The sequence below is a fragment of the Lentzea kristufekii genome, assembly GCF_033949925.1.
Taxonomy (GTDB): domain Bacteria; phylum Actinomycetota; class Actinomycetes; order Mycobacteriales; family Pseudonocardiaceae; genus Lentzea; species Lentzea kristufekii.
Genome location: NZ_JAXAVV010000001.1, coordinates 433,298 through 446,317 on the forward strand (window position 1 = coordinate 433,298; position 13,020 = coordinate 446,317).

11 protein-coding genes are annotated in these 13,020 nt (G+C 69.3%); 2 read left to right on the top strand and 9 right to left on the bottom strand.

The window, feature by feature from the left end:
* Positions 1 to 4: 4 nt before the first annotated feature.
* Positions 5 to 2,380 carry an FtsK/SpoIIIE family DNA translocase gene (locus SK571_RS02125; RefSeq protein ID WP_319982301.1) on the bottom strand — a complete coding sequence of 792 codons (2,376 nt, stop codon included), beginning with the start codon at positions 2,378 to 2,380 and terminating at the stop codon, positions 5 to 7.
* A 142-nt stretch (positions 2,381 to 2,522) separates the two neighbouring features.
* Here SK571_RS02125 and SK571_RS02130 point away from each other — a divergent pair, with 142 nt between their 5' ends.
* Positions 2,523 to 3,272 (top strand): lysophospholipid acyltransferase family protein, encoded by a 750-nt coding sequence (locus SK571_RS02130; RefSeq protein ID WP_319982549.1) that lies wholly within the window; start codon positions 2,523 to 2,525, stop codon positions 3,270 to 3,272.
* On the opposite strand, the gene SK571_RS02135 is transcribed toward SK571_RS02130, so the two are convergent.
* Genes SK571_RS02135 through SK571_RS02145 form a run of 3 tightly spaced genes read right to left on the bottom strand, consistent with a single transcriptional unit; the run spans position 3,169 to position 7,482 of the window.
* On the bottom strand, positions 3,169 to 3,849 hold the full coding sequence (locus SK571_RS02135; protein WP_319982302.1) for a hypothetical protein: 681 nt from the start codon (positions 3,847 to 3,849) through the stop codon (positions 3,169 to 3,171). The genes SK571_RS02130 and SK571_RS02135 overlap by 104 nt on opposite strands.
* A gap of 48 nt (positions 3,850 to 3,897) precedes the next feature.
* Complete coding sequence (locus SK571_RS02140; protein WP_319982303.1) at positions 3,898 to 4,668, bottom strand: alpha/beta fold hydrolase; 771 nt, start codon at positions 4,666 to 4,668, stop codon at positions 3,898 to 3,900.
* 9 nt (positions 4,669 to 4,677) lie between these two features.
* The gene (locus SK571_RS02145) at positions 4,678 to 7,482 is read right to left on the bottom strand and encodes an AfsR/SARP family transcriptional regulator (RefSeq protein ID WP_319982304.1); all 2,805 of its coding nucleotides are present in this window, start codon (positions 7,480 to 7,482) and stop codon (positions 4,678 to 4,680) included.
* Between the two features lie 105 nt (positions 7,483 to 7,587).
* Between SK571_RS02145 and SK571_RS02150 the strand changes: the two genes are divergently transcribed.
* Complete coding sequence (locus SK571_RS02150; protein ID WP_319982305.1) at positions 7,588 to 8,202, top strand: class I SAM-dependent methyltransferase; 615 nt, start codon at positions 7,588 to 7,590, stop codon at positions 8,200 to 8,202.
* 294 nt (positions 8,203 to 8,496) lie between these two features.
* On the opposite strand, the gene atpB is transcribed toward SK571_RS02150, so the two are convergent.
* The 5 genes from atpB to SK571_RS02175 form a co-directional block, all read right to left on the bottom strand.
* The gene (gene atpB / locus SK571_RS02155; protein ID WP_319982306.1) at positions 8,497 to 9,300 is read right to left on the bottom strand and encodes a F0F1 ATP synthase subunit A; all 804 of its coding nucleotides are present in this window, start codon (positions 9,298 to 9,300) and stop codon (positions 8,497 to 8,499) included.
* Positions 9,301 to 9,377: 77 nt separating this feature from the next.
* Positions 9,378 to 11,057, bottom strand: a complete 1,680-nt coding sequence (locus SK571_RS02160) for a ribonuclease J (RefSeq protein WP_406601925.1) — start codon at positions 11,055 to 11,057, stop codon at positions 9,378 to 9,380.
* A complete protein-coding gene (gene dapA, locus SK571_RS02165) occupies positions 11,054 to 11,950 on the bottom strand; it encodes a 4-hydroxy-tetrahydrodipicolinate synthase (protein ID WP_319982307.1) in 897 nt (298 codons plus the stop codon). Before dapA ends, SK571_RS02160 begins: the two co-directional genes overlap by 4 nt.
* A gap of 19 nt (positions 11,951 to 11,969) precedes the next feature.
* Positions 11,970 to 12,581 carry a TIGR03085 family metal-binding protein gene (locus tag SK571_RS02170; protein WP_319982308.1) on the bottom strand — a complete coding sequence of 204 codons (612 nt, stop codon included), beginning with the start codon at positions 12,579 to 12,581 and terminating at the stop codon, positions 11,970 to 11,972.
* A 25-nt stretch (positions 12,582 to 12,606) separates the two neighbouring features.
* Entirely contained in the window at positions 12,607 to 13,020 is a 414-nt protein-coding gene (locus SK571_RS02175) for a hypothetical protein (protein WP_319982309.1), read from the bottom strand.

Here is a 13,020-nt window from a genome sequence, read left to right on the forward strand (position 1 = left end):
CCGACTAGTCCTCGTCGGCGGGGCCGCCTCCGCGCATCAGGTAGATCACGGACTCCAGCTCGTCCGGCTTGATCAGCACCTCACGTGCCTTCGAGCCCTCGGACGGCCCGACCACACCGCGGGTCTCCAGCAGGTCCATGAGGCGCCCCGCCTTCGCGAACCCGACGCGCAGCTTGCGCTGCAGCATCGACGTCGAGCCGAACTGCGACGTCACGATCAGCTCGGTCGCCTGCACCAGCAGCTCCAGGTCGTCGCCGATGTCGGCGTCGATCTCCTTCTTCTCGCCGGCCTTCTGCGCCGTGACGCCGTCGGTGTACTCCGGCTGCGCCTGGTTCTTGGTGAACTCGACGATCGACGAGATCTCCTCGTCGCCCACGAACGCGCCCTGGATGCGCACCGGCTTCGAGGCGCCCATCGGCAGGTACAGGGCGTCGCCCATGCCGATCAGCTTCTCGGCGCCGGGCTGGTCCAGGATGACCCGCGAGTCCGTCAGGGACGACGTCGCGAACGCCAGGCGGGACGGCACGTTCGTCTTGATCAGGCCGGTGACGACGTCGACGGACGGGCGCTGCGTCGCCAGCACGAGGTGGATGCCTGCCGCACGGGCCTTCTGCGTGATGCGGACGATGGCGTCCTCGACGTCGCGTGGTGCGGTCATCATCAGGTCGGCGAGCTCGTCGACGATCGCCATGATGTACGGGTAGGGCCGGTAGACGCGCTCGGAACCGGGCGGCGCGGTGATCTCGCCGGACTTCACCTTGCGGTTGAAGTCGTCGACGTGGCGCACCCGGTTGACCTGCATGTCCTGGTAGCGCTGCTCCATCTCCTCGACGAGCCACGCCAGCGCCGCCGCCGCCTTCTTGGGCTGCGTGATGATCGGCGTGATCAGGTGCGGGATGCCCTCGTACGGCGTCAGCTCGACCATCTTCGGGTCGATGAGGATCATCCGGACCTCGTCGGGCGTCGCGCGGGCCAGCAGCGACACCAGCATCGAGTTCACGAACGACGACTTGCCGGAACCCGTGGAGCCCGCCACCAGGAGGTGCGGCATCTTCGTCAGGTTCGCGGTGACCATGTGGCCCTCGATGTCCTTGCCGAGGCCGATCACCATCGGGTGCGTGTCCTTGACCGTGGACGGCGCGCGCAGCACGTCGCCCAGCCGCACCATCTCGCGGTCGCTGTTCGGGACCTCGATGCCGACCGCGGACTTGCCGGGGATCGGCGCCAGCAGGCGGACGTTGTCGGTCGCCACGGCGTACGCGATGTTCTTGGTCAGCGCGGTGATCTTCTCGACCTTCACGCCGGGGCCGAGCTCGACCTCGTAGCGCGTCACCGTCGGGCCGCGGGTGAAGCCGGTGACCTGGGCGTCGATCGAGAACTGGTCCAGCACGCCGGAGATCGCCTCGATCATGAGGTCGTTCGCCTTGCTGCGGGTCTTCGGCGCGTCGCCGTCCTTGAGCACGTCCGGCGGCGGCAGCTGGTACTCGCCCTCGACCGCGCGCACGGCCATCGCGGGAGCGGGGGCCTTCTTCTCCTTCGCGGGCTTCGGGGCGGGCTCCGCGGGCTCCTCCAGCGGGAGTTCGGCCTGCGGCTCGTCCTCGACGGGTTCGACGGCCTGGCGACGGCGGGACGGGCGGCGCAGGCGAACCGGCTTCGGCTCCTCGACCGGCTCTTCCTCCGGCGACTCATCGGTCGCCGACGTGCCGGGGTGCAGCAACGAGCGGATGCGTTCGGGTGCCTGGCGGATCGGCGTGTGCGTCACGACCAGCAGGCCGTAGCCGAAGATCAGGAACAGCAACGGCCCGGCGACCCACGGCGTCAGGCCCTGGGCGAGGAACCCTCCGGCCAGGTACCCCAGCGCACCACCGGCGCTGCGGCGTTCCAGCGGGTCCATCGGCAGGCCGCCGATGAGGTGGAACATGCCGAGCACGCCGATCATCATCAGCAACGAGCCGATGATCAGCCGCGGGCGCGCGTCGGGCTTCGGGTCGGTGCGCATCAGCGTGACGCCGATGCCGAGCAGCACGACCGGCACGATCACCGCGGGGAACCCGACGGAGCTGCGCACGGCGACGTCGACCCACTGCCCGACCGGTCCACCGGCCTGCCACCACACGCCGGCGCCGGTGATGACCGCGAGAGCGATCAACAGCAGTCCGAGGCCGTCACGGCGGTGTTCGGGATCAAGGTCCTTGGTACGGCTGACGGTGCGCACGAGACTGCCGACGCCACGGCCCAAAGCGCCCCACACGGCACTGATGGCGCCGCCGCTCTTCTTGCGTGGTGCGGGTTTTCTGGACGCGCTGGATCGCGCCCGCGGCTTGGCTGGTGCTTTGCCGCGTGACGTGGTCTTTCTCGAAGTCCCTGTGCGCCCGGCCATTTCTACAAGGTAGTCCCTCGCGCCTCACCAGCCACGTTGGCAACTAGGACGCGTGCGAAACCTCATGGTTCACCCGATCGGGCACGGAGTCGTTCCGACACGCCGTACGCTGCCCCGCGTGTCCACACCGCTTTTCTGGCGCATGCTCATGGTGGTCGACCGGGGCCTGATCGCGCTGACTGGCAAGCTCGAGGTATCGGGCGACATCCCGCCGGAGCTGCTCGGCAAGCCGTTGCTGCTCGCCTCCAACCACATCGGCAACCTCGACCCGATGGTGCTCATCGCGGCCTGCCGGAAGATCGGCGTCAACCCGCGCTTCATGCTCGCGGGCGGCCTGCTCGACGCCCCGATCATGGGCCCGGCCCTGAAGGCCTGCGGTCACCTGCGCGTCGACCGGCGGTCGGCGAACGCGGGCGAGGCCATGCACCGCGCCGTCGCGGCGTTGCAGAAGGGCGGCGACCCGATCGCCGTCTACCCCGAGGGCAAGATCAGCCTCGACCCCGGGCTGTGGCCGGAGCGCGGCAAGACCGGTGTCGCCCGCATGGCTTTGGGCGGCGGTATTCCGGTGATCCCCATCAGTCAGTGGGGTGCGCATGAGGCCGTGTACTGGGGCAACCTGCACGTCAGCGGCTGGAAGGACTTCCTGCCGTACCTGACGTCGTGGCTGCGCGCGGTGCGCAAGCGGCCGACGTTCAAGGTCCACTTCGGCAAGCCGGTCGAGCTGTCCGACCTGAAGGCCGAGACGATGGGCGACGCCCGGCGCGCGCACGAGCGGATCATGATCGCGATCACCGAGGGCTTGGCGCCGTTGCGTCTCGACGAGCCGGACCTGCCGCGCTTCCACGACCCGACGCGGCCGACGACCGGCGTCTCGCCCTGGCGGCCCGCCTGATCGAGTAGCCGATCACCGTGATCAGCATGAGCAGGGGCATCGGGTTGCCCTGCCACAGGCTGATCGCGAAGTCGATCATCGGGATGACCAGCGCCGCGACGAACGTGGCCGTGCTCGCCGTGGGCAGCTTGACCTTCGGGTCCGCCCACGGTGTGCGACCCCACGGCTTCGCGACGCTGAGCCACGCCTGGAACGCGATCGCGCCGATCATGAGCCCCGTGCCGACGGGCATCCACGCGGTCACGTGCCCGTTCACGGCCTCCTGGAGGTTGCCACTCAGGATGAAGACGCCGATGTAGAGCTGGCTGACCGTGATCACGAACTTCGCGAGCACCCACCAGTGCCGGAAGTAACCCCACGGCGTCGTGGCGCTGAGCATGAACCCGCTGAACGCACTGGTGTTGGCCATGATCGCCAGCACCTCGTGGTCGAGGTAGCGCGCCATCCTGAACGCGTTGAGGTCGCCCGTCTTCATGCCGTAGAGCACGAGGGCGAGCAACGCCACGGCCTGGCTGAGCCAGCCCACGGACGTGACGACGTGCAGCCACACCAACAGGGTCCGAGCGCGCTTCTGCATGACATGTAGCTTGCCTACGCATCAGCGCGAGCACATCAGGGATCTCCCCTACTGAGCTACCCGGTCCAGCCACTCCCCCATGAGCGCGTCGAACAACACCGGCTGCTCGATCTGCAGGTTGTGCCCGGCGGTGTCGAGAACGACGAACGACGCGTACGGGTAGTGCGGGAGCAACGCGTACACGTCCTCGTACCCGGTGATGTTGTCCTGACGGCCGGTCAGGAACAGCGCCGGCCGTTCATACCTCCCACGCTCCGGAACCGCAGACAGTTCCCACCTCACCTCGATCCGCGCCATCGCGTCGCGGTCCGCGATCTCCAGACCGGGAAGGATCTCGTCCGCGAACCGCCGCGCCGTCTCGGCGGTCCGCACCACGGCCATGCCGTCGAACCGCGCGGCCAGAACGGGATCGAGTTCAGCGCCGTCCGACCGGCGCACCTCGAACGGCGGCACCGTCCGATCGGCCGCGCGCACCTTCGTGCCGGTCGGGCAGATCAGGGCGAGCCCGTGCACCTGGTCCGGACGGCGGTGAGCGAGAGCGCGGGAGAGGTAGCCGCCGTACGACTCGCCTACCAACAGGAACGGTTCGTCACCGATCTCCGCGTCGACGAGTTCCTCGACAGCGGCAAGCACGTCGTCGCTGGAAGTCACACCGTCCGCCGCCGACTTCCCCATCGCCGGCAGGTCGGGGTACAGGCGCCGGTAGCCGGGCCTGGTCGCGAAGAGCGGCTCCAGGCAGCCGAGCATCAGGCGGTGGTCGGGAGTCCAGCCGTGAAGGGCGAGCACCGGGATGCCGGCGCCGAGTTCTACGAAATGCACAACGCCGTTCTATCCCAGCTCGTGCAGCCGTGCGCGCACTTCTGGAGTCAGCGGGTGGTCGTAGTCCTCGTAGATCGTCAGCGCTTCCAGCAGGTGCGTCCGCGCCACGTCCGGCTGCCCCGCGCTCGTCTCCCCCAGGCCGTGCAACGCCTCCGCGAGACTCTTGCGGTCACCGAGCACCCGCAGGAACTCGAGCGCGTGCCGGAACGACTCCCGCGCCTCGACCCGGCTGCCGAGCTTCGACTGCGCCCAGCCGATGCTGACCAGCGCCATCGCCTTGCCGTGCACCGCGTCGTGCGAGTCCATCAGCTCGAACGCCGTGCGCGCCGACGCCAGCGACGCCTCGAACTGGCCCGCTGAACGCAGGATGTCGCTCAGGAACAGCCTCGTGCCGCCCTCGCCGAACCACGAACCGGCCTCGGCGTGCCTTCTCAGCGCCTCGCCGAACCTGTCGACGGCGAGGTCGAACTGGCGCAGGCCGCCGTACGCCATGCCCAGGCCCGTGAGGCTCCACGCGGCACCGACGGCGTCACCGATCTCGTGCCGGATGGCGAGCGCGCGGTCGAAGAGTTCCAGCGCGTCCGCGAAACGCTGCCCGCGGAACGCCGACAAACCCTGGCCGTGCACCGCCCACGCGCGGGCCGCCTGGTTGCCGTCACGGGTCGCGGCACGTTCGGCGACGCGGTACGTGCGCGTCCACTCGTCCAGCGCGCTCGACACGATGAAGTAGTTCCACAGCGCCACCGGGATCTGCCACGCCGCCGGCGAATGCTGTTCCTCGGCGAGTCTCGCCACGGCCAGCAGGTTCGAGGACTCCGTGCGGCACCAGGTGAAGGCGTCGTCGTGCGAGGTGAAGTCCTGAGTGGACAGCGGCGGCAGCAGGAACGCCGGGTGGTCCGGGGGCGCGATGACGGTGCCGGCGGCGTTCGCGGTGTCGAAGTACCAGCCCAGCAGGCGTGCCACGGCCTCGGCGCGGCCGTCCGACGACTCCTCGGTGGCGCTGAGTTCGGTGGCGTACAGGCGAAGCAGGTCGTGCATCCGGAACCGGCCGCGCGCGACCTCCTCCAGCATGTGCCCGCCCGCCAGCACGTCCACCAACGTCCGGGCCCGCGACACCGGCACGCCCGCGAGCGCGGCCACGGCGTTCAGGCTGATCTCGGCGCCGGGGTGCAGGCCGATCAGCCGGAACGTCCTGGCGGCGTCGGGTTTCAGCGCCAGGTACGACCACGAGAAGGCGGCACGCACGGCCGTGTCCTCGTCGTCGCCCGTGGCCAGCACGTTCAACCGGTCGTGCTCGTCGGCGAGGTCGCTCGCGAGGTCGGCCAGCGTGAGGTGCGGCCGCGTCACCACGCGTTCGGCCGCGATCCGCACCGCCAGCGGCAGGTGCCCGCACAGTTCGACGAGCTTCGCGGCGGCGTCGGGTTCGGCGGCGACCCGGTCCGCGCCCACCGCGGCCGTCAGCAGCGCCAGGCCTTCGTCCCGTGTGAGGGTCGACAACGTCATCGAGTGCGCGCCGTCGCGGGCGACGAGCCCGCCGAGGTGGTTGCGGGACGTCACGAGCACCATCGACGTCGACCGGCCCGGCAGCAGCGGACGGACCTGCTCGGCCAGCCTCGCGTTGTCGAGCAGCACCAGAACCCGTTTGCCCGCGAGGACGCTGCGGTACAGCGCGGACTTCGCGGGCAGGTCCTCCGGGATGCGTTCGGACGGCACACCGAGGCTCTGCAACAGCTGGTGCAACGCGGCACCGGGCTGCACGGGCGGCGCCGACGAGTCGAACCCGCGCAGGTCGACGTGCAGCTGACCGTCCGGGAACCGCGAGACCACCTGGTGCGCGAACCGCACGGCCAGGGCCGTCTTGCCGACGCCGCCGGTGCCGGTGATCGCGACGAGCACCGGCGAGTGGTCGTGCGGGACGACCTCGGCGAGCTTCGCCAGTTCCTTCTCGCGGCCGGTGAAGTCGCGGATCTCGTGCGGCAGCTGAACGGGCACCAGCGCGGGCGCCACCGGTTCCGGCTGCGGGTCGGGCCGGCCGACGAGCAGCTGTTCGTGCAGCTGGCGCAGTTCGGGGCCGGGCTCGATGCCGAGCTCCTCGATCAGCAGCCGGCGCAGGTCCGCGTAGACGGCCAGCGCCTCGGCCTGCCTGCCGCTGCGGTACAGCGCGGACATCAGCAGACCGTGCAGCCTCTCGCGCAACGGGTGCGCGGTGACCAGCGTCGTCAGCTCCGCCGCCACCTCGGTCTCACGCCCGACCGTCAGCATCAGCGCCGCACGCTGCTCCACGGCCGTGAGCCGCAGCTCGGCCAGACGCGCGCGCTCCACCGCCGCGAACGGGCCCGGCACACCCTCCAGGGCGATCCCCCGCCACAGCCCCAGCGCGGCGTCGAAGGCGGCGACGGCCTCGACCGGCTTGTCCCGCAGCCGTCCGGCCTCGTCCAGATGGGACCGGAACACGGCGGCGTCGGAGCTGCCGGACGGGAGCCTCAGCAGATATCCAGCGTCCGTGGAGAGCAGCACGGAACTCGGCGCGCGCGACGCCCTGTCCGGCTCGAACAGCCTGCGCAGCCCGGCGACGTAGGTGTGGATGCCGTTGTCGGCACTCGCGGGCGGATCATCGCCCCACACGGCGTCGATGAGTTCACTGCGCGACACGACGTGGTTGGCGCGCAACGCGAGCACCGCGAGCACAGCTCTCTGCCGCGGCGGACCGAGCGTGAGCTCCTCGCCGTCCACCGTGGCCGCGAGCGCGCCCAGCAAGCTGACGCGCAACTCGTTCTGCACCCGTGTTCTCACTTCGTCGCTGTCCGCGTTCACCTAGCAACCTACCGTCAGTTTTCGTCCAGAAGCCATCCAGAAGGCATGCAGAGAGCTTCTCCACACTTCACTCAGGTGGATTGGGTCGAAATGAGGGGCGGGGAAATGAACGCGGCCGAGGTATTCGACACGCTCGGGCTGGAATACCAACGCGCTTGGTCGCACCAGCCGGCACTGCACGGGACCCTCGCCTGGTTCGCCGCGACGCAGCCCTCGGGCTCTCGCGTGCTGGACATCGGCTGCGGCACGGGTGTTCCCGTGGCACGCACCCTGGCCAAGGCGGGCATGAAGGTCACCGGCCTCGACGTCTCCCCGGTCATGGTCGACATCGCGTCGGCCCAGGTCCCCGAAGCCAACTTCCACAAGATCGACATCCGCGACTTCGAGTCACCCCCTGGCTCGTGGGACGTCATCTGCGCCGTGTTCTCGCTGTTGCAGATGACCCAGGCCGAGATCATCCGGACCCTCGGCCAGATCTCGACCTGGCTGCGGCCCGGCGGTCACTTCTTCCTCGCCACCGTGGCCGTCGACGTCGAACAGGTCACCCTGCCGTGGATGGGCCAGGAGATCGAGGTGTCGTCGTTCTCCGAGGACAACTTCGAGGCGCATCTGGCCGAGGTCGGCCTGCGGGTCGTGCGCCGGAGCCGGCCGGTCTTCACCCCGTCCTACCCCGGCGCCATGCCCGAGGAGTCGCTGCACCTGGTGTGCCAGCGCCCCTGAGTCGCGTCCTGCAACCGGCCCCGGCGCGCGGCCAGCTGCTGCGTCACCTGGAAGCGGCTGCGCGCTCCGAGTCTGCCCATCACGCCGGACATCACCCGCCGAACCGAGCGCGCGGACGTGCCCAGCCGCGGCCAGAGGTGGCCGAACCAGGCTCTGCTCGCGGCGTCCGAGGTGGTCGACGACCTTTGCCGCGGCTCGCCGGTCGACCACCTGGCCAGTTCTCGGTGCGGTGCAACGGACCTGGGGCAGCGCAGGCCTCCGCTCTCGAACGGTTGTGGCCCGCGGCCCAACCGATCAGTGCTGCTCAGCCAGTGCGCGGCCGATGAAGTGCGCCGACAGCAAGGCGAAGATGTACGCCTGCAGCACCTGCACCAACGCCTCCAGGAAGAACAGCGCGATGGCGAGCGCGAAGCCCAGCAGCGACACCGGCTTGAGGTAGATCGGCGCGTTGAAGAGCAGGAACTCGCTGCCGAGCGTGAACACCAGGATCAGCAGGTGCCCGGCGAACATCGCCGCGAACACCCGGATCGCGAGGTTCACCGGGTCGAAGAAGAACTTGAGGATGACCTCGGTCGGGATCAGCAGCCCCCACAGCACGGGCTTCGGCACGTCCTTGATGATGAACTGGTTGCGCAGGTAGCCCCGAAGGCCGAACTTGCGGATGCCCACGTAGTGGTAGAGCGGAAAGATGATCAGCAGCGCTACGGCCGCCGGGAACCCGCTGTGCGTGAACGTCGGGAACTGGATGAACGGAATCAGTCCGTAGACGTTGTTCACGAGCACGAAGCAGAAGATGCTGACGATCAGCGGCACGTACGGCGCGAATTCCTTGGCGCCGATCTGCTCACGCGCGATGGTGTTGCGGCCGAAGTCGTAGACCGATTCGGCGGCGAACTGCCAGCGGGTCGGGACGATCTTCATGCTCCTGGTCGTGACCAGGAAGAACGTCAGGATGATCGCCACCGACAGCACCAGCAGGGCCTGCGGTTTGGTCACCGAGAAGTCGAACGGCACGCCCAGCGGCTCGTGCCAGGTGAAAATCGGTGGGAGAAGAATGTCGTCTTTGCCCGGTGGGCTGAAAACGTCATTACCGGCCATTGGGCGAACCCCCTCGTCCATGGTCTGGGACTAGACCTTATCGGACGAGAGGGACGCAGATCACAGCAGGGTCACGGTCACACCGGGATGACAGTGGGGACGATCATCGGCCGACGGCGGTAGGTCTCCGCCACCCAGCGCCCCACAACGCGCCGCACGGCCTGTGCGACCCGGTGCGTGTCGGTGATGCCCTCGGCCTCGGTGCGCGCCAGCTCCATCTCCACGAGCGGAACGACGGCCTCCAGCGCCTTCGGGTCGTCGGAGAAGCCGCGGCCGGAGATCGTCGGCGCCGTCACGGCGCGTCCGCTCGCCCTGTCGATGGCGACCGAGATCGAGATGAAGCCGCCCTCGCCCAGCACGAGGCGGTCGGACAGCGTCGACTCGCCCACGTCGCCCACGGACAGGCCGTCGACGTACACGTGGCCGACGACGACGCGGCCGGAGACTGCTGCCTTGCCGTCGATGAGGTCCACGACGACGCCGTCCTCGGCGATCACGACGTGGTCCTCGGCGACACCGGTGGCGACCGCGAGGGCCGCGTTCGCACGGAGGTGCCTCCACTCGCCGTGCACCGGCATCACGTTGGACGGCCGCACGGCGTTGTAGAGGAACAGGAGCTCGCCGGCCGGTGAGTGGCCGGAGACGTGCACCTTGGCGTTGCCCTGGTGCACGACGGTCGCGCCGAGCTTGGCGAGGCCGTTGACGACGTTGAAGACCGCGTTCTCGTTGCCGGGGATCAGCGACGACGCGAGGATCACCGTGTCGCCCTCGCGGATCGAGATCTGGCGGTGGTCGCCGCGGGCCATGCGGGACAGCGCCGACAGCGGTTCGCCCTGCGACCCGGTGGAGACGAAGATGACCTCGTCCTCCTCCATGCGCATCGCGACGTCGAGGTCGACGAACAGGCCGTCGGGCACGTTCAGGAAGCCCAGGTCGGACGCGATGCCCATGTTGCGGACCATCGACCGGCCGACGAACGCGATCTTGCGCTTGTACTGCACGGCGACGTCGAGGACCTGCTGGACGCGGTGCACGTGCGAGGCGAAGCACGCGACGATCACGCGCTGGTCGGCCTTGCGGATCACGTTCTCCAGCACGGGGCCGATCTCGCGCTCGGGCACCACGAAGCCGGGCACCTCGGCGTTGGTCGAGTCGACCAGGAAGAGGTCGACGCCCTCGTCGCCGAGGCGCGAGAAGCCCGCCAGGTCGGTCAGCCGGCCGTCGAGGGGCAGCTGGTCGAGCTTGATGTCGCCGGTGTGCAGGACGAGCCCCGCGGACGTGCGGATGGCCACGGCCAGCGCGTCCGGGATGGAGTGGTTGACGGCGAAGAACTCGAGCTCGAACGGCCCGTACGAGCGCCGCTCCCCCTCCTTCACCTCCACCAGGCGCGGGGTCTGGCGGTGTTCGCGGCACTTGGCGGCGAGCAGCGCCAGCGTGAAGCGGGAGCCCACGACCTGCACGTCGGGGCGCAGCTTCAGCAGGAACGGGACCGCACCGATGTGGTCCTCGTGGCCGTGCGTCAGGACGATGGCATCGATGTCGTCGAGCCGGTCCTCGATGGCCCGGAAGTCCGGCAGGATCAGGTCGACGCCCGGCTGGTCGTCTTCGGGGAACAGAACGCCGCAGTCGACCACGAGCAGCCGGCCGGCGTGCTCGAAGACGGTCATGTTGCGGCCGATCTCGCCAATTCCGCCGAGAGCGACGACGCGGAGGCCGCCTTCCGGCAGTGCGGGCGGCAATTCGGTCGATTGGGTCACGCGTTGACTCCCAGTTCGGCCGCGATGGCCTCGATGTCCTCGGCGGCGGCAGGCACCAGCGGCAGACGGGGTTCCCCCACGTCCAGTCCGCGCAGGCGCAGCGCCGCCTTCGTGTACGTCACGCCGGGAACCCGGCGGAAGGGTCGCAGCAGCGGCAGCAGCGACTCGTGGATCTCCTTCGCGCGCACCACGTCACCGGACTCGTAGGCGTCGGCCATGTCGCGGAGGCGGTCCGCGGCGAGGTGGCCGATGACGCTCACGAACCCGACGGCGCCCACGGACAGCCACGGCAGGTTCAGCGGGTCGTCACCCGAGTAGTAGGCGAGGTCGGTGCTCGCTATCACCCTGCTGCCCGCGTGCAGGTCGCCCTTGGCGTCCTTCACGGCCAGGATCCGCGGGTGTTCCGCCAGGCGCAGGAGCGTGTCGACCTCGATCGGCACGACCGCGCGCGGCGGGATGTCGTAGAGCATCACCGGCAGTTCGGAGGCGTCGGCGATGGCGGTGAAGTGTGCGAGCAGGCCTTCCTGGGGCGGCCGCGAGTAGTACGGCGTCACGACCAGCACGCCGTGCGCACCGGCCTTGGCAGCCTGCTCCACCAGGTGGATGCTGTGCGCGGTGTCGTACGTGCCCGCGCCGGCGACCACGCTCGCGCGGTCGCCCACGGCTTCGACGACGGCCGTGATCAGCGCGGCCTTCTCGCGATCGGTCGTCGTCGGGCTCTCGCCGGTCGTGCCGTTCACGACCAGACCGTCGTTGCCCAGGTCCACCAGGTGTTTCGCCAGTTCCTGCGCCTTGGGGAGATCGACCTCGCCGCGCGAGTCGAAAGGCGTGACCATGGCGGTGAGTACGCGGCCGAACGGGCGGTCCGTCCCTGCGTAGGGGCTTCCTGGCATGGGCAGAAACTACCCGAGTTCACACGCTTCGGTTCAACGACCGCACCCGTTGCACCGCGTCGGCGTCACCGCTGTATTCCACGCGGGCCTCGTCGCGCCCGAACGCCAGCATCACGAGCTCGGCCACCTCGCCGGTGATCACCACTCCGTTCGCGCTCTGCTTGGCGACGACGTGCTCACCGTCGGGGCGCACCAGCGTCACGCCCACGGGCGACGACTTGTACGTCATGCGCGCGGTGAACGGCAGCAACTTCCACAGCGTCGCCTCGCGCCGGGCGTCGTACGGGCGTGGCTCCCAGCCGGCCTGTGCGCGCCGCACGTCCTCGTGGTGCACGAAGTACTCGCCGGTGTTCATGAGCTCGTCGATCGGCTGGATCCAGAACGGCGGCGTGCGCACCAGGTCCAGGAGTTCGCTCCACGCCTTGTGCGTGTAGTCCTCCTGGACCTTCTCCGTCCACTTCGCGAAGACCGGCAGCACGATGCCGGGCGCGGTGTCGGGGCGGCGCTCGCGGATCGCGAGGTGCGCGGCCAGGTCCAAGGTCCGCCAGGTGCCGCACAACGTCGGCGCGTCGGGGCCGAGCTCGGTCATCAGTTCGACCAGCGCTTTGCGCTCGTCACGGGCGAGGCTCACACCCCCATTGCACCACAACCGGAACTCAGGCCTCGTTCGGCTTGTAACAGCTCTTGAAGCCGTCCGGCTTGGCCGAGTTGTCGGCGAGGAGCTTGACCACCTGCTCGCGGTTCAGGTTCTCCGGGTAGCCGGGCCAGTCCGGTTCCTGCCCGTTGACGTGCAGCTCGTCGAGCCAGTAGCCGGACTGTCCCGAGATCTTGGCGAACTCCAGGTCACAGCCCTTCACCCGCACCACGACCTCGATGGTCTTCTCCGAGGACTTGACCGTGCGCTTGCCGATCTTCTTGGACTTCTTCTCCTTCTCCGTGCTGGGCTCGCCGGGGTTGCTGAACCCGGCGGCCTTGAGCTCGGAGACGAACTTGTCCTCGTTGTTGCCGCACGCCGTCAGGGCCGCCGCGCAGCCGAGTGCCAGGAGGGCGGGGACGATCCGACTCTTCAC